Consider the following 17,847-nt stretch of genomic DNA (forward strand, 5'->3'; position numbering starts at 1 on the left):
TCCTAATACTTAGATGAATACATGAGCGCGATCGCCACACTCGGATAGACCTCCTACTTTTGAGTAATATCTTTAGCTTTTTCTGATGCTGAAAACAGATGCTAAATTAGCAAGTTTTTCATTTTCAAAATTTTGTCAATACGAGTAGCTAATGTTTAAAGCCACTCTCTCAATCCATCTTTATTCGCAGTCTTTTGGTTAATACTATCCGTTTTCAACTAGTCTGGGCTTTAGGTTCTGGAACTACTGAGACTAGATGGTAGTTCTTTGCTTGCAGGACTAGCACTCGATCGCGTTACCACCAGTTTCTTTGCTAGAGCCAAGGTCTACATCAGTCTATAGATTTAGTTTGGCTCTACCAAAAGGGAGGGATATACTAAGCAATACTTCAGATCTACTTTTTATAGCAAGTAAAACATAACAAAAATTTAACTATATGCTGTCAGATTTTTGAATAGATTAATATGATAAAGTATAGCGTCGGAGCGAATCAGCGGATACTTCGGCTGGTTTTCTTTTTCACTTAAGTCGTGCTCTCCATTGAATCTTTCATTCGGTTAGGGTTAGCTGTTATTTGTTTTACAGTAAAATACTCGAACTTGAATCGAAAGTGCAGGCAATATTATTGGTTGAGTTTAATTCTATCTTAGGGATGAAAAAATTTAATAACATTTCAACTATCAGTTAAATTAAATTTAGTTGAAATTGCCTACCCTAATTATTCCCTGAAACAAATTACAGATGCTAACCACTAATAGGTACGTTCGCGGTAATTGAAGACTGGAGCAAAATTAATGTATTCAGAAGATATATTGCGACATCAGAAATTAGTAACAACGGAAACTAACTTCACGTCGATAGTTGTTAGTGAAGTAAAGCCATAACAAGTCAAAACAGATAATATTGAAACTAAACCTCTAGTTCTTAACCTCTCTTTAAGTATTGTAATTTTGAGTTGCGTTATCTGTTTTATCTTGTTGTCTAAATCAGGGGCGGCTACACGGGAAGATCTAGAAAATATTATCAAGATTACCAGGTTTTCTCAGACTCCTTGTAGAAAGTGTCGATTTTTTTCTAACAATCTTTATTTAAAGTGTGCAGTACACCCAACTATTGTATTAACAAAAAAGGCAAACGACTGCGCTGATTACAATCCACGCCGCCGACGATTTTTGTCATGAAAATCTGTTTTTATTGAGGAAGCAGTTACCCATTCACAATTTACAATTCACCAACTCTCGCGCATATTGCTTCGCGCCTCCTGCCTTCTCAACGGCAGCTTTCGGTTGGAGTTTTAGCATCAGATTGAACCTGCTTTGACGGCTGAGATTTGCGACTCTTCAAGCGATCGCTCAAGCTATTCACAATAATGTACAGCACTGGTACAAAAAATAGACTTAAGAAAGTCGCAACTAAACATTCCGCCAAAAACTGCCGTATCAAGAGACTGTCGGCTACCTGCTCCTGCACCCGTGGCAATTATCAACGGAAGAAGATGTCCCTCAAAAGGTGGGTTCAGGATATTAGCTTAACAAAATAATCTTTTAATTATGGCTAATTAGGGCACGCTTGGCTAAAACGCCGAGAGCTAGCTACAGGTGCAATTATCTTGGAGCAGCCAGCATGACAGCAACAACGACGAAGAATTTGCCCCAACTCCAATGGTTTTCTCTTGCCATACCGGAAGTGCAAGAGCGTTTAGAGAGCAATCTTGAAACTGGCTTAACCTTGGCTCAAGCAGAAGGGCGACATACCCGCTTCGGTCCAAATCAACTGGTCGGGAAGCCAAAAAAAAGTGCTTGGATGCGGTTTCTGCTGCAATTTCATCAGCCGCTACTCTACATTTTGCTGGCGTGGTGACTGCTTTTCTGCGAGAGTGGGTAGATTCTGGAGTCATTTTTGCGGTCACAATTATCAACGCAATTATTGGCTTTGTGCAGGAATCAAAAGCTGAAAAGGCTCTCGCTGCCTTAGCTGCGTCCGTTAACACCGAAGCAACAGTGCTGCGGGAGGGTCAAACAATGCGCGTTCCCTCCCCCCAAGTAGTGCCAGGAGATTTAGTTTGGCTAGCTGCTGGAGATAAAGTGCCTGCCGATTTGCGTTTGGTAAATGTCAGCAATTTGACCGTCGATGAATCGGGATTAACAGGAGAATCCATTCCCGTTGAGAAAGATACCCAGTCGCTCGACTCAGAAACAGCACTAGCAGAGCGCTCGAACATGGCATACGCGGGTAGTCTAGTTGCTTCTGGACAAGGGCAAGGTATAGTTGTGGCGATCGCCAACGACACAGAAACGGGTCGGATCTCTCAAATGATGGAGCAGAGTACCGATACCCAAACACCGATCGTACGCAAGATTAACAAGTTCAGCAAAAAGCTGCTTTATGTTGTCCTGGGACTGGCTGTACTGGTCTTCGTGGTCGGGCTATCTCGAACTCAATCCTGGGTGGATGCGGCACTCGCAGCGGTTGCCTTTGCGGTCGCTGCAATTCCTGAAGGTTTACCCGCGATCGTCACAATTACCCTAGCGATTGGTGTTACCCGCTTAGCGCGTCGCCATGCCATCATGCGGAAACTTGCGGCAGTCGAAACACTAGGCAGCACGACCGTGATTTGTTCTGATAAAACTGGCACCTTGACTGAAAACCAAATGACAGTTCAGGGCATCTATGCTGGAAATCAACGCTATTCGGTTACTGGGACGGGTTACGACCCAGATGGTGAAATTTTACTCGACGACCAACCCGTAAACCTGGCAAATACCCCTGTACTGGAAGAATGTTTACGGGCTGGGCTGTTGTGTAATGATTCTCACTTGCAGGCGCAAGACGGGCAGTACGCAATTATCGGCGATCCTACCGAAGGCGCATTGATTGTCGTTGCCCAAAAAGCTGGACTGACTAAGGCTGTTGCAGAAGCCCAAATGCCCCGTCTAGCTGTCATTCCTTTTGAGTCGCAGTTTCAGTATATGGCGACGTTGCATCAAACCCCCTCAGGCAACACGATCTATGTGAAAGGCTCGATGGAGGCGATCTTCAAGCGGTGCGAGCGACTAGTCAATGCTCAAGGACAGCTAGAGCCTTTAGACCGTGACCGAATCGAGCGTAGAGCCGAAGCAGTCGCAAAACAGGGATTACGCATCCTGGCATTTGCTAAAAAATCTGTGCCTGCTGACCAGCAATCGCTCTTACATTCCGATCTCGATCGCGGTCTAATTCTCCTAGGGCTACAGGGGATGATCGATCCGCCTCGAAGAGCCGCGATCTCAGCTGTTCGCGCCTGTCGAGCGGCGGGAATTCAGGTCAAGATGATTACGGGCGACCATCCCCTAACCGCAACTGCGATCGCTCGCATGATGAAGTTGAGCCAAGGCGCAGAGGTTGTATGCTTTACAGGACAAGAACTAGGTCGGATGAACGAGCCAGAGCTTGTAGAAGCGGCAGAATCAGGAGTTGTGTTTGCGCGGGTTGCCCCAGAACAGAAATTGCGGCTAGTAAAAGCATTGCAATCCAAGGAAGAGATTGTGGCAATGACGGGAGACGGGGTGAATGATGCCCCCGCTCTCAAACAAGCCCAGCTGGGAATTGCGATGGGCATCACGGGAACTGAAGTCGCCAAAGAAGCTGCATCTATGATCTTGACCGATGATAACTTTGCTTCGATCGCAACTGCGGTTGAGGAGGGGAGGACGGTCTACCAAAATCTACTCAAAGCGATCGGTTTCACGTTACCCACAAACGGTGGAGAAGCTCTGATTATATTAGTGGGTGTGCTGCTCGGTACTGTCCTGCCCATTCTCCCGCTGCAAATTCTTTGGGTCAATATGGTTAGTTCGATTACCCTGACCGCACCGCTTGCCTTTGAACCTAAATCTGGGGATGTGATGCAGTTGCCTCCACGTAATCCCAACGAACCTTTATTAACTGCTAGATTGGCAAGACGCATCATCATTATTTCTCTGTTTAACTTAATTGCGGTCTTTGGTACATTTATATGGATACGACAAACGACCGACAATATAGATTTAGCCCGCACAATGGTCGTTGATACTTTAATTGCCGCAGAAACTTTCTACCTCTTAAGCATTAGCCAGTTCATCCCTTCAGTGTTTGCTAAGCTGCGTGGCAAAACTGAGTCCATTGCCTACGCACCCGCAATTGGGATTATCTGTATCGTAATTTTGCAGACGTTATTTAGTCAGTGGAGCCTAATGAATCAGTTATTTCAAACTGTTCCACTCACTGTTGCTCAAGAAGCAATTAGCATAGGAGTAAGCTTACCGATAATTATCATCGTGCTTTTACTAGAACGCTTTGACCCTGTAAGATGACTCAATTCAAAGTATCGTCTCATTTTTGTAAAGTTGAGATCGATGGTCTCAATTATCCATTGTTAATTCTTCAGGAGCAAAATGGCTGACACTCAAAACAAACATGCAATTGGTGTATTTTCCAATCGTACTACAGCAGAACAGGCACTCAAGGAACTCAAAGATACTGGGTTTCCAATGAATAAACTTTCCGTGCTTACCAAAGACTTTACCAACGATGAGAAACTTAGCAGCGAAAACCTAAGTGAACTTACACTGACTCGGTCTGAAGGTGTAGCATCGGGTGCAGCCAAAGGTGCTGCAACGGGAGGTTTACTTGCTTTAGCAGGAGGGATAGCCGCATTGCTGATTCCAGGAATCGGTTTACCACTGGTAGCTGGGTCGGTTTTAACCGTACTTTTAGGGAGTGGAGCCGTTGCTGGAATTGGTGGTCTGATTGGCGCACTAGAAGGTTGGTATATTCCTGAAAAACAAGCCAAGTTATATAACGACCGAGTATCTCAAGGAGATTATTTGGTGATACTAGAAGGCGCAGAGTCCGAGATTCATCAGGCTGAAAAGATTTTGAGCCGTTGGGGTATTCAGGAGTGGCAGATTTTTGCTCCTCCCACAGTTTGAAGCCGTACTATTTCTGAAAAATTGTCAAATTATCTAGTCAAACTATACTTAATACCTCGATCGTCATTGCTGTAAATCTCTAATCCTGCCGCCATACCATGATTTATCAATGGTTGTAATGATTAATGAGCGTGAAATTATATTTACTCTCTTACGCCGCAGTCGCTGCAATTGTACTTACGTCCTGCACCTCACAGGAGAACCCATCGCAGTCAGTTGCCGACCGAGATCGGGTAAATCCATCGGTAAAGGTAGTAACTAAGGATAAAAATTTCAAGGTAGTCATGGGACAAACTATTTATGTCCCGATTTACTCATACATCTATCATGGCGATTGCAAACAGACTTACAATCTAACAGCTACTCTGAGTATTCGTAATACCGATTTAACACAGTCAATTGTCGTTACTTCTGTGCGCTATAACGATTCATCTGGTAAATTGGTAAGACAATATCTAGAGCACCCGACTCAACTTGCAGCCCTGGCTTCTACAAATTTTGTTATCGATAGTACTGACACGCTTTGGAGGTATAGGAGCTAACTTCATTGTGGAGTGGGTAGCTCAAACAGAAGTTTCCTCACCTATAGTTGAGGCAATTTTGATTGGTAGTGGTTATCATCAAGGAATTTCCTGGGTTAGTCCTGGTAAGGTGATTAAAAGTCACATCGATCGCCCCTAGAAACTCTTCGATCTGGGTTCCAAAGTGCTACTAATCATTTTCTATCGTTATTAAGCTAACAATTCTTCGATCGCAGACGCGAGATGGCAACAGCAACCAGACAATTGCAAATATTTTAGTAACTAAGAAATACATAAGCTTAAAAGTACCTGCTCAATGTCAGTTAGAGAAAAATTTCCCGCTCTACGTTTGGACTCCTGACTATGCCCAGCACTATCGCCCTAATTGCTCATGACAGCCGCAAAGATGATATCGTTCGCTTTGCTTTTGACTATGCGCCAACCTTGTCGCGCTACCACCTGATTGCAACAGCTAAAACAGCAGATGTGATTCAAGCCGCAACTGGACTGCCTGTGGAGCAGAAATTAACAGGTTCTCTTGGTGGAGTCATTCAGATTGCGGCTGAGGTTGCTAGTGGCAATGTTCTTGCTGTAATTTTTTTAGTCGATCCGCTTGCTGCTCAAACGGAACCCAAGCTTGACACCCTGTTGCATATTTGTAATGTTCACAATGTTGCTTTGGCGACTAATCTAGCCACAGCATCCGCTCTAGCCACTCGCTTAGCAAAAACACGGGTCGCCCACCTAATCTTCAATCCAGTTGCTGGTCAGAGGAATGCCCAGCAAGACCTGTCGTTGATTCGGCAACTACTTGAGCCTCATCTAAGTTTAAGGATTCACCAAACCACGCCAGAGGTTAACCCAGAAGAACTAGTGAAAACTGCTATATCTTCTGGTGCCGATATAGTCATTGCAGCAGGTGGGGATGGAACCGTTTCTACTGTTGCTGGAGCCTTAATCGGTACGGGGATTTCGTTGGGCATTATTCCCAGAGGAACTGCCAACGCTTTCGCGGTTGCTTTAGGAATTCCTGGATTGCTGCCAATTCGCAATGCTTGTGAAGTTATCCTTGCAGAACAATCTCAAACTATAGATGCTGCCTGTTGTAATGGATTTCCTCTGATTTTATTGGCGGGCATCGGCTACGAAGCCGCCGTGGTTGAAAACGCGAGTCGCGAGTTGAAAGATCGGTGGGGTACGCTTGCTTATCTCATGGCAGGTTGGCAAACAATAGATGAGCAGCAACTTTTCGACATTGATATCGAGGCTGAGGGAAACATCTATCAATTTCAAGCGGGTGCGATTACGATCGCCAATGCTGCACCGCCCACTTCTGTCCTGGCACAAGGAGCAGGACAAGTCATATGGGATGATGGGCTTTTAGATGTAACGATTGTAACAGCCCAAAATAAGCTGCACGCGGTCACGACTATGCTTAAGATGTTGGGAGCGGCGATCGCGAAGACTCAGGTGAATCAACAGAATGTAATTCACGGTCGGACGCATCGCTTAAAAGTGACTGCAAATCCGCCTCAGAAAGTTGTAGTAGATGGTGAAATAGTTGGCACAACCCCAGTCGAGGTGGAGTGTATTCCTAGCGGTCTAACGGTATTAGTTCCAAAATCTTTCTCAGCTTCTTGAGCAGGACTTTCATCAGGCTCGTAGCGATCGCTTTTTTGCCAATTGCTGCTTAACACTAGTGGGTCGTTTGGCATGAGTGTTGCCATTATTTTGGAGATGAGTAGTCCGCCGAAGAGGACGATGTGTACAAGCACCAGAACCACCAAGAGAGTGAAGTCTCTGACGCGCTCTATCTCGACGTTGTGCTCGTAGCCCTGCTCAGACAAACGGTGTTGGATGTTGATTCCATCCAGGCGCAGTTGCTTCCAACCACTCAATGATTTGAGCGGCGGTTTGCGGATGATGTCCTTCTAAAGCTCGGCGCTTAAGAATCCGTCGAATTGATGAGCGCCATATTCAACCAGCTACCACAAGCGAGGGCATGATGCCATGAGCGCACAGCCACAATACCAACTGAGGGGTTTTGTGTCCTACCAAGTTACCATGATGAGTAACATCCGTAGTGGCGGTAAGTTGTGTAAACTACTCCCTGATTGATGAGAAGGCACTCGACCCGTTTCTTTAAACACATTACAAAGCATTTCCAGCAGTAGCGGAGTCTGCCCAAATTCCCGCAGGCGATCGCCCAATTGCTGCAACAACTGTTTTCCTTGCCCTGGGAGCGATCTGCTAACAAAATCTTGCATTTGTGCTGTCGCCCTACTAACAACACATGTTCTCTAGCGTATTTTCGTAACCCTTCTAGTGCGCCTAACCGCTCAATTTTCTCCTGCTTTTGGCTAAGTTCTTTCCGATCGGGCTGCACCGCCTGCACCATCAATCCCAGCAGTTATTGCATCACAGTCAGATGAATGGGATTTTCGCGATTTGCTTAGACTCGCTATAGTTCTACTTTTGACATCCTCCCTGACCTAAAAGGTACAGGAATTCCCAAGAATCACTTCTTGAGTTTTCTGCTTCGTCCCGTGCTAGCTAGACTAACGTTGCCGCTAGTCCCCGCCGCATCCAGTCCACAGACGGTTTGTTTTACTTCCAGGTCATGCCCTGACCCAGAACCGGAAGTTAATTCCAATCCGCGATTTCTAATTACTTGTGCTGCCGCCACATCACGCGGAGTAGTGTAGAAACACACCGGACAGGAATGAATGCGTTCATTCAATTCCTTCTTGCCTGTATGCGCTCCGCACTCAGGACACTGCTGAGATGTGTAGTTTTTGTCTACTTTAGCAAAGAATACACCTTGCTTAAAGCAGACCCATTGCAGGATGTTAACGAATTGACCAAAACCAGCGTCGGCACTATGTTTTGAAAACATTCCTCTCGCCCAAGAACGGAAGTCAATATCTTCAACAAATATCATCCCTGCGTCATCACACAAATGGTTAGCCAACTTAAACTGCCAGTCTTTTCGTGTATCAGTAATTCGTTGATGAATTCTCGCTATTTTACGATTGAGTTTGTGTCTGTTGTTAGAACCGAGTTTCTTATGCTTTAATCTACGTTGCAGTAATTTCAACTCGCGGTGTAGTGTTTGCAAAAAACGGGGTCTATTTATTTGTTCGTTATCGCTTGTAGCTACGAATTTCTCAAAACCTAAATCCAGTCCTCGCGGATGACCAGACATAGGAGTATCTGGTACTGATACATCTAACTGCAATGCCAACATGACAAAGTAGCCCGATGCCCGTCGCACGATCCTAGCTTGGCGTATTTCAAAACCTTCTGGAATTGGGCGAGACAAGCGTAAACTAACTCGACCCAGTTGAGGCAGTTTAAGTACATCTCCTTGAAGGGGGTTTTTACCCAATTGAGGAAACACAAATGAAGACAGACGGTATTTATTTTTGAAGCGAGGAAAGCCTAACTTCTTCGCCCTCATATCCTCAAATGCTCGATCCAGCATTCTCAAGACTTGTTGTAGGACTTGTGAATGCACGTCTTTAAGCTTATGGTATTGCTCTTTGGCTAAAGTTAGTCGCTTAGCTTGAGTGTGGTAGCCAGGATACGGTTCGTCGGCTCTAAGAATATACTCCTGCTCTATCGAACAGGCATTAACGGGTGACTTGCGGGAATTCAGCCAATCTTTGCGTTCCCGCAAAGCAAAATTCCAGACCTGACGACACACATCGAATATTCGTTCGATGGTATCGACCTGTTCTGGAGTTGGTTCTATCTTGAATTCCCATGTCATGTTTAGCATGAGAGCATTTTACATCAAATACTTTTCCGTGTAAAGTTATAGATATATCAGCAAAAAAGAGGGGTATCGAACCCCTCCTTTTTGCCCGCCTTATATCCCTGAACCTTTTAGGGCAGGGATATAAGGCGGTTCTCGATAAGCTAAGATTTGTAGAAGATTGTCGGGTTGTCTTCTTAAAAGTTTGTGATGAAAGTAGAAAAACAAATAATTTAACACTAAAGAAAAAAGATAAAAGTATATTGATTCACTTCACTTTATGTCACCCAGTCTTTGCATAATAATTCCGCCTGTTGCAGCACTGTGATTGTTGCCTTTTCTTGCTTGTCTGGGGGATAGTCGTATTTACGCAAGAGTCGTTTTACTGAAGTCCTGAGCTTGGCGCGGACATTCTCTCTGACTGTCCAATCGAGCGTGACATTGCGACGGATAGTTTGGACTAATTCGCGGGCGATCGCCTGTAGTGTCTCATCCCCTAGTAACTGTACGGCGCTATCATTGACCTCTAGGGCATCGTAGAAGGCTAGTTCGTCCTCGGTTAGACCCAAATCCTCCCCGCGTTTTTGGGCGGCGCGGATATCTTTGGCAAGGTCGATCAGTTCTGCAATCACTTGGGCTGCTTCAATCGAGCGGTTTTGGTAACGCCGGATTGTTTGTTCGAGCATTTGGGAAAAGGAGCGGGACTGGACTAGGTTTTTGCGCGAACGGGTTTTAATTTCATCGTTAAGGAGTTTTTTCAGTAGCTCAAGGGCAAGGTTACGGTGGGGAATGCCGCGTACTTCCTCTAAAAACTCGTCAGACAAAATGGAAATGTCGGGGTTTTTCAACCCAGCAGCGGCGAAGATATCTACAACCTCATCGGAGACGACAGCTTTAGAGACAATCTGCCGAATTGCCGTATCTATATCTTCCTGACTCTTGCCCCCGACAACAGTGTGTTTGGCAAATGCTGCTTTGAGGGCTTGAAAGAATCCCACTTCGTCTCGAATTGCTAGGGCTGATTCATGGGGAACTACAAGGGCAAAAGCTTTCGCTAGATCGGCGACGGCTTTCACAAACCGCTGTTGTCCGTCTGATTGCTCTAGGATGTGATTCATTGCCGCTGGCATGACGGACAAACGCTCGGCTGGCGTACCGTTGAAGAATCGGGAATAATCAAAACCGTGAAACAGATTGGTAACGATTTCGTATTTCTCTTGCATGATGGCGATCGCTGCCTCTTGAGGAATGCCCGTCTGTCCGCGATCGCCTTCAGTATAGGCTGCTAATGCTTGTTTGAGTTGGTCGGCAATGCCCAAATAATCGACGACTAGACCACCAGGTTTATCTTTGAAGACGCGGTTGACTCTGGCGATCGCCTGCATTAATCCGTGTCCCTGCATCGGCTTGTCTACATACATCGTATGCAGGCAAGGGGCATCAAAACCCGTCAGCCACATATCCCGCACAATGACGAGCTTAAATGGGTCGTTTGGGTCTTTAAATCGTTTGGCAAGTTCTTTTCGTTTGGGTTTATTGCGGATATGCTGTTGCCATGCTGCACCATCGGCAGCGGAGCCAGTCATCACGACTTTAATTGCTCCCTTATCGTCGTCGGCGTGATGCCAATCGGGGCGCAATTGGACGATCGCGTTGTACAAGTCTACGCAAATGCGGCGGCTCATACAAACGATCATCGCCTTACCGTCCATAATTTCTTGGCGGCGCTCGAAATGCTCTACAAGGTCTTTGGCAATAAGGGCAAGGCGTTTTTCTGCCCCTACTAAGGCTTCTAGTCGCGCCCACCTGCTTTTTAACTTCTCTTTTGCTGTCAGTTCCTCGCCTTCTGTGATTTCCTCAAATTGGGTGTCGATTGTGGGTTTTTCTGATTCCTCTAGTTCCAGTTTGGCGAGTCGTCCTTCGTAGTAAATGCGGACGGTTGCCCCATCTTCTACGGCGCGTTGGATATCGTAAATATCGATATAGTCGCCAAAGACGGCAGGGGTGTTTTTATCCGTAGATTCGATCGGAGTGCCAGTAAAACCAATAAATGAGGCATTTGGTAGAGCATCGCGCAGGTATTTGGCAAAACCGTATGAGGTATAAGCTATGTCATCTTCTTGTTGTGGGATAGGCAACTTGCCTGTCCCCATTTTTTCTGAGTATGGGATAGGCATCTTGCTTGTCTTTGTGATGTTCTGTGCAGGCAGGATGCCTGCCCCACAAGAAGTGTCTTCAACTTGATAAGTATTGGATGCTTCAGCCGCTAATAAGGAAGTTTGAGGTTTTAGGGGGTAGATCTCTCCTTTGTCTTTCTGCTTGGCAGGTTTGACGACTACCCTAGCTTTTAACCCGTATTGCGAACGATGGGCTTCATCGGCAATAAAAACGATGTTGCGGCGATCGCTTAGTTGGGGATACGTTTCGTTTTCGGTGCTGAATTTCTGAATCGTCGTGAAAACAACACCCCCCGATGCGACACTCAGCAGTTCTTGCAAGTGTTCTCGATTTTCTGCCTGGACGGGATTCTGACGCAACAGATCGGCGCAAGCGGCAAAGGTGCTGAATAGCTGATCGTCTAAGTCGTTGCGATCGGTGAGAATCACTAGAGTAGGGTTTGCCATTGCTGGATGTTGAATCATCTTTCCGGCATAAAATGCCATTGTTAAACTCTTGCCGCTGCCTTGAGTGTGCCACACGACACCGACGCGCCGATCGCCTTGGGGTGAAGCTGCCTCTACGGTACGGGCGATCGCAGTATTGACGGCGTGGAATTGATGATAGCCAGCCATCTTTTTAATAATGCTGTCACCGTCTACTTCAAACACGATGAAGTGTCGCAGTAAGTCTAAAAAGCGTTCTTTGGCAAAGATGCCTTTGATTAAAACTTCTAGTTCTGGGGTATTTTTGGTAGCGATTTCATTTCCGGCGATCGTCCGCCAAGGCATGAATCGTTCCCAGTCAGCGGTAAGCGTACCAACTCTAGCGGTGAGTCCGTCAGATATAACTAAAACTTCGTTGTAGGGAAACAGGCTGGGGATATCTTGTTTATAAGTTTGGAGTTGGTTAAATGCCCCTTTGATCGTGGCGTTTTCTTCCGCTGGGTTTTTCAGTTCAATAACTGCTAAGGGTAGACCGTTGATAAAGATGACAACATCGGGACGGCGATCGCGGTTGTTTTCAATAATAGTAAATTGATTGACTACTAGCCAGTCGTTATTCTCGATATTGTCAAAGTCAATTAGCCAAACTTTATCGTAAATTACCCGTCCTTGTGCTTGGTACTCGACATCGATTCCATCAGATAGTAGTTTGTGAAAGCGGCGGTTATTTTCAAATCGGCTGGGCGATTCTAATCCGATATTGACAACTTTACGCAGTGCTGCTTCGATCGCATCAAAGGGGATTTTGGGATTGATTTGTGTTAGTTGCGATCGCAGGCGATCTTCTAGTACGATATCAGCGAAGGATTGTCGTTCGGCATTGGGTTGTTCTGGGGCAATTTCTCGTCCGTGAAGGGTAGTGTATTCTAACTCCTTAAACCATGCAAGGACAGCAACTTCGACATCGGATTCTTTCATATATTTCATATCATTTAATTTAGTGAGACAGACATCCTGCTTGCACCTGACCTGACTGCATAATTACTATAAAAAATTACAAATTATTTGTACTACAACAATCTTGCATTTATTATGCAGACTAGAAGCCTGCCCCACTATTCACTGTTACTGATTGATTTGCAGTGTGGGACAATTATCTTGTATATTCTATCTTTTTCTATCTCCGCAATCTGCCAGAAAAAGGGATATTGTTCTGGAGTATTTGAAAGTTTTGCGCTGACAGGATTTTGTCTAATATATTCCCAAGTATTGTCAAACTCTTGATAATTTCTAATAATGCGATCGTAGCGTTCGGATTGCCATATAGTACCAATGTGGGGCATAACTTTCGGGATTTGTTTGGCACTATAGCTTTTAATACTATGCATAATACTAGTGAGCGACCAAAACTCGCGATCGCTTTTCGGCAATGGTTGCATTAATATGTGTACGTGGTCTGGCATGACAGCTAGAACAAATATGTCATATCTTTGATTGTTGAAGAATTTGCAAGCATCCATTACTACTTGTCTAGCTGCTGAAGTTAATTCAAGTCTTTCCCAAGTTTTAAAAGTGATAAAATATACAGCACCATCTATTTCCCAGTGGGGTAACTCTCTGTATTTAATTTTAAGTTTTGGCTCTGTCATTAAAATTACTTTGAATAAAAGAAATTAACAATATTTGTGGGATGGGCATCTTGCCCGTCCAGTCTCAGATTTACTTGTTAGGGCAGGCTGGAAGCCTACCCCACAAGAAATGATTGCTAGTTTTATTAGTTTTCAATAAAATAAATGGATGATTTTTTATATTTTTAAATATGTCTACATTTTTGTGATTTAGATTTTTCAAAAACAATGATAGTACAACAGCATTAACTGATGAGCTTTTAAGGTTTCGATTGCATAGGCATGACCTGTTAAATTACTAAATTCAACCTCAAAAACTCCAGGTTCATATTCTTCTACAATTGTTCCAACTTGTCCTTGATATAAACTGATTTCAGGTAAATCTTCTAAAAGGGCAACGACATCGAGTAATTTCATTTAGCTTAACTAGCTTCTGCTAGAGAACGAACGGTGAGAATTTCATCATTTTTTAGGGGTTTAAGATCTGATTTTGGTACTATGACTACAGCGATCGATTCACCAGTGGCGCTGAAAACTTCTAAAACACAGCCATCTTCACCACTGCTAGGATGAGGGACAAAATCAATTAGGGTTGCAACATCACCTATTTTTAACTGATGTTCTGATAAGTCGCGGGTTAAAGCTACACGTTGGTAGAATTCAAAGTTCATTTTTGAATTTTTTAGATTCAATTGGGTGACTAAAATAAAAGCTAATTTCAATCTATTGCTGTAGTTAAGTTATTTTTTTAATAGTTTGGAATTGACTGACCTGTAACAATGGAATAAAGTACATCTGGGTCTAAATCGGCTTCGTTTGACCAACTAATCGTTCCTATTTCTGGATTGACTTGCACTTGAGAAAAGTAGGCTCGATCTTGCAGTGGTGCAAATATTCCTGTGAATTGGATAACCTGACTGATATCAACAATTCCTTCTGTTCCATCTTCAAAGCAAAGGTATAGTTGATATCCTTCTAAGGGTTTAACTGAGATAATATCTTTGAGCATAGATTACTCCAGTGGTGGAATTTTCTGTAGTGGTTCGTTTTGCCTTGCTAACTCCCAGTTTGACATGAGTTCTGTTTGGTGAAGGGTTGCCCATTCAATTACAAGTCCTTGCACTCTGGAGGTTAGTTGTCCTTCAAAGAGAGTAAGGTTTTGAATGGCTATGAGGGCTTTTTGTTGACTATAGCGTACATGAAAATGAGGTGGCGGGTGGTCGTTGTAGTACATAGTGATGACGATGCCGAAGAAGCGGCTGATTTCAGGCATTAGGCGACATCCTCCAAAATTTTTTCGGCTTCCTTCACTCGAATTTCGCCTGACATGAGTTTGGGGAGTAGGGTATCGCGGGTGGCTATGAGAGTGCGAGATTCTACTCGGTTGGAAATAATTTTATCAAATAGAGCATTAGCCTTTTGATTAAAGGATTTAATCAACGAATCTGGTGGAATTACCAGCCGAGCACTCTCGATACCTGATGCACTAATATTTGGCTGAGCACTGCCGTCAGCAATTGATATTATTTGATCGACCAAATCCGTTTCTAAAAGAGCACAATATACAAACCACACAAACCCACCATACTTTTTAAGTGGTGAAATTCTTGCAACTCGTTGATTGAGAAGACTGAGTAGCTGTCGATTCAGGATTAACGCAAACTTGCCTACAGTAGCTCCAGTCATTGCCATTACAAGTTCGCCATTCTTTAGCCAATAATCTGAAGTTTTATGTGCTATTTGATTAGGAATATATTGAATATCGTCGATATCAACAGTACCGTCTTCTCTAATATTTTTGATTTTGATGACTGGGTATCCTCCCTCTTGCATAAAATCCTTACTTTTATAAGCAAATCCTCCTTGAACAACACAAAGATTAGCTAGCGAACCCAGCATCCATCCTTTCGGAATTTCCCCTAGTGACGAATCTTCAAATGAATCAGGGAAAAGGGCAGTAGTTGCAGCGTCCATACCTACTGGCTGTCGTCCCTCCAGCTTGGCACGAACAGGATCGAAGTCTACAAACCAGGATTTGAAGATTGCAGAGGCGATCGCCTCTAGATTCCGGTTCATCTGCTGATTTAGCTCGATTTTGTCGTCAAGAGTGCCGAGAATGTGTGCGATCGCTTTTTGTTCAGAGTAAGAAGAAGGAATACTAACAGCTAGGGAGTGAATATGGTTGCGATTGAGGGTTGGAACTCCACTGCCAACATTAAATCCCTTAAAATCGATGCTACAGAGCAGATAGTAAACAAATCTTGGATAATTTCCTTTAAAGTCTTTTACCCAAAGTGTTGTGTTGAGTGGCCAGAAGTCATCCGTTATAAACTGAGCGCCACCTATACTACCGCTTCTTCCTATCACAACACCTGGAGACTTGACTGGAGCTTTGTCATGTCTACCCACTATGCCAGTAGATGCAACTACTGGTACTGTACCGGAACGACGGTTTTGTGCAGGTAGATCAAAACCTCTTTGTAAAGTAAGAACATCGCCAAGGGCTGTTTTAATCCAATTACCCGCCATATTCCAACCCCTGTAAATTCTGCCGGATTATTGTCTCTAGCAGTGCTGACTCCTTAAACTGCTCCTCCAACTTCACCGCCAGCAACCGCATCTTCTCCTCGATCGCCTCGCCGTCATCCTCGGCTTGCTCGGCTCCCACATACCGCCCTGGCGTGAGAACGTAACCATGAGCCGCAATTTCATCAAGCTTTGCACTCTTGCAAAAACCAGGGATATCTGCGTACTCACCCGCGCCTTTATCTCCCCGCCAAGCGTTGTAAGTTTGGGCAATTCTGGCGATGTCTTCCTCTGTCAATTCGCGGTGTACTCGGTCAATTAACACCCCCATCTTTCGCGCATCGATAAATAGGGTTTCGCCACTGCGATCGCGGAATTTACTGTTTTTCTTATTCCTTGTCAAAAACCAAAGACAAGCGGGAATCGCGGTGTTGTAGAATAAATTTCCTGGCAGCGCCACCATGCAATCAACTAAATCCGCTTCTGCGATCGCCTTACGAATCTCGCCTTCCCCTGACTGATTAGAACTCATCGAACCATTCGCCAACACAAAAGCCGCGATGCCATTTGGGGCTAAGTGGTGGATCATGTGCTGCACCCAGGCATAATTGGCATTGCCTACAGGTGGAGTATTGTATTTCCAGCGTCCGTCTTCTAACAGGCGATCGCCGCCCCAATCACTCATATTGAAGGGGGGATTAGCCAGAATAAAATCAGCCTTCAAATCCTTATGTAAGTCGTTGTGGAAGCTATCGGCATTTTGGGAACCGAGATTGCCATCAATCCCCCGAATCGCCAAATTCATCTTGCATAGTTTCCACGTCGTCGGGTTCGACTCTTGCCCGTAAATCGCCAAATCGCCAATCCTTCCGCCGTGCGCCTGCAAGAACTTTTCCGACTGCACGAACATACCGCCCGAACCACAGCACGGATCGTAGATGCGCCCCTTATAGGGCTGAATCATTTCGGTCATCAGTTTAACCACGCAACGGGGAGTGTAAAACTGTCCGCCCCGCTTACCTTCAGCACTGGCGAACTGACCTAAGAAATATTCGTAAACCCCACCGAGAATGTCTTTTGTGCGACTGGCGCTATCTCCTAGCCCAATCGTACCGATCAGGTCGATTAACTCACCTAGTAGTTGCTTATCGAGGGCAGGGCGAGCATAGTCTTTAGGCAGAACACCTTTAAGTGAGGGGTTTTCCTTCTCAATTTCCACCAATGCATCATCGATTAACTTACCGATGGTGGGCTGTTTGGCGTTGTCTTGTAAGTGCGACCAACGCGCCGCAGCAGGAACCCAAAAAATATTTTCAGCCGTGTATTCGTCGCGATCTTCGGGGTCAGCTAAAGGATCGGCAGCGATTTTTTCGTATTGTTCCGCAAATGCATCCGATATGTACTTGAGGAAAATTAGACCGAGGGCAACGTGCTTGTACTCCCCTGCATCCATGTGACCGCGCAGTTTATCCGCCGCCGCCCACAATTTCTCCTCAAATCCTAGTCCCGCAGACAGGATGCCTGCGCTACGTGGTTCTGCACTCTTTTTGCCCCGTCCCATGCGATCGCACCTGCTCCCTCATCCACGAAAAGGGCGATCGCGGCTCGATTATTGCAAGATCGGATTTGATGCCCTAATATTCTATGGTTCGAGCATAAAAATTAGACTGTCCAAATGTCCTCGGCAGGATTACGGCATTGATAAGCAGCATTTATAAGTAAGTTGTGGTTAGTTAAGCGTAATTACGGTTGTCGATCGGGTTTTTTGAACTGAAGCGGATTACAGCCAGCGATCGGGATAGGATGCGATCGCACCCGTAAAATTTGACATTGAAGCCCAAGAAAGTAGGTTAGGCATCTTAC

At 44.9% G+C, this 17,847-nt stretch carries 12 protein-coding genes and 3 pseudogenes; 4 read left to right on the forward strand and 11 right to left on the reverse strand.

The genetic code is table 11. The features are described from left to right. Window positions 1-1,269: 1,269 nt before the first annotated feature. Window positions 1,270-1,495, reverse strand: a pseudogene (locus tag C7Y66_RS33400) (efflux RND transporter permease subunit); the annotation flags it as partial. A gap of 128 nt (window positions 1,496-1,623) precedes the next feature. Here C7Y66_RS33400 and C7Y66_RS11885 point away from each other — a divergent pair. The 4 genes and pseudogenes from C7Y66_RS11885 to C7Y66_RS11900 all read left to right on the forward strand — a co-directional run bounded on the left by C7Y66_RS11885 (window position 1,624) and on the right by C7Y66_RS11900 (window position 7,111). Beyond that, window positions 1,624-4,331 (forward strand): annotated as a pseudogene (locus C7Y66_RS11885) (HAD-IC family P-type ATPase). A gap of 81 nt (window positions 4,332-4,412) precedes the next feature. Then, window positions 4,413-4,949: a hypothetical protein gene (locus C7Y66_RS11890; protein WP_106545735.1), complete on the forward strand. Its 537-nt coding sequence runs from the start codon at window positions 4,413-4,415 to the stop codon at window positions 4,947-4,949. A 131-nt stretch (window positions 4,950-5,080) separates the two neighbouring features. After that, a pseudogene (locus tag C7Y66_RS33405) lies at window positions 5,081-5,630 on the forward strand (DUF3124 domain-containing protein). 203 nt (window positions 5,631-5,833) lie between these two features. Beyond that, window positions 5,834-7,111, forward strand: coding sequence for a methylglyoxal synthase (locus tag C7Y66_RS11900; RefSeq protein WP_106545736.1), 1,278 nt, complete (start codon window positions 5,834-5,836; stop codon window positions 7,109-7,111). A 410-nt stretch (window positions 7,112-7,521) separates the two neighbouring features. Here the strand turns inward: C7Y66_RS11900 and C7Y66_RS11905 are convergent, their stop codons facing one another. From C7Y66_RS11905 to C7Y66_RS11950, 10 genes are all read right to left on the reverse strand, one after another. Beyond that, entirely contained in the window at window positions 7,522-7,737 is a 216-nt protein-coding gene (locus C7Y66_RS11905) for a hypothetical protein (protein ID WP_106545737.1), read from the reverse strand. Window positions 7,738-7,988: 251 nt separating this feature from the next. Then, complete coding sequence (locus C7Y66_RS11910; protein ID WP_106545738.1) at window positions 7,989-9,251, reverse strand: RNA-guided endonuclease TnpB family protein; 1,263 nt, start codon at window positions 9,249-9,251, stop codon at window positions 7,989-7,991. Between the two features lie 254 nt (window positions 9,252-9,505). Beyond that, window positions 9,506-12,817 (reverse strand): type I restriction endonuclease subunit R, encoded by a 3,312-nt coding sequence (locus C7Y66_RS11915; RefSeq protein WP_106545739.1) that lies wholly within the window; start codon window positions 12,815-12,817, stop codon window positions 9,506-9,508. Between the two features lie 128 nt (window positions 12,818-12,945). Then, window positions 12,946-13,479 (reverse strand): transposase, encoded by a 534-nt coding sequence (locus C7Y66_RS11920; protein ID WP_199197397.1) that lies wholly within the window; start codon window positions 13,477-13,479, stop codon window positions 12,946-12,948. A gap of 198 nt (window positions 13,480-13,677) precedes the next feature. Then, window positions 13,678-13,875, reverse strand: coding sequence for a DUF4926 domain-containing protein (locus C7Y66_RS11925; RefSeq protein WP_106545740.1), 198 nt, complete (start codon window positions 13,873-13,875; stop codon window positions 13,678-13,680). Window positions 13,876-13,880: 5 nt separating this feature from the next. Continuing rightward, the gene (locus C7Y66_RS11930) at window positions 13,881-14,129 is read right to left on the reverse strand and encodes a DUF4926 domain-containing protein (protein WP_106545752.1); all 249 of its coding nucleotides are present in this window, start codon (window positions 14,127-14,129) and stop codon (window positions 13,881-13,883) included. A 77-nt stretch (window positions 14,130-14,206) separates the two neighbouring features. Next, window positions 14,207-14,467: a DUF2442 domain-containing protein gene (locus tag C7Y66_RS11935; protein ID WP_106545741.1), complete on the reverse strand. Its 261-nt coding sequence runs from the start codon at window positions 14,465-14,467 to the stop codon at window positions 14,207-14,209. A 3-nt stretch (window positions 14,468-14,470) separates the two neighbouring features. Beyond that, window positions 14,471-14,731 (reverse strand): DUF4160 domain-containing protein, encoded by a 261-nt coding sequence (locus C7Y66_RS11940; RefSeq protein ID WP_106545742.1) that lies wholly within the window; start codon window positions 14,729-14,731, stop codon window positions 14,471-14,473. Further along, entirely contained in the window at window positions 14,731-15,987 is a 1,257-nt protein-coding gene (locus tag C7Y66_RS11945) for a restriction endonuclease subunit S (RefSeq protein ID WP_106545743.1), read from the reverse strand. The genes C7Y66_RS11940 and C7Y66_RS11945 overlap by 1 nt, the downstream gene beginning before the upstream one ends. Next, the gene (locus C7Y66_RS11950; RefSeq protein WP_106545744.1) at window positions 15,977-17,545 is read right to left on the reverse strand and encodes a class I SAM-dependent DNA methyltransferase; all 1,569 of its coding nucleotides are present in this window, start codon (window positions 17,543-17,545) and stop codon (window positions 15,977-15,979) included. Before C7Y66_RS11950 ends, C7Y66_RS11945 begins: the two co-directional genes overlap by 11 nt. Between the last annotated feature and the right edge of the window lie 302 nt (window positions 17,546-17,847).

This window comes from Chroococcidiopsis sp. CCALA 051 (assembly GCF_003015105.1).
Classification (GTDB): domain Bacteria; phylum Cyanobacteriota; class Cyanobacteriia; order Cyanobacteriales; family Chroococcidiopsidaceae; genus Chroococcidiopsis; species Chroococcidiopsis thermalis.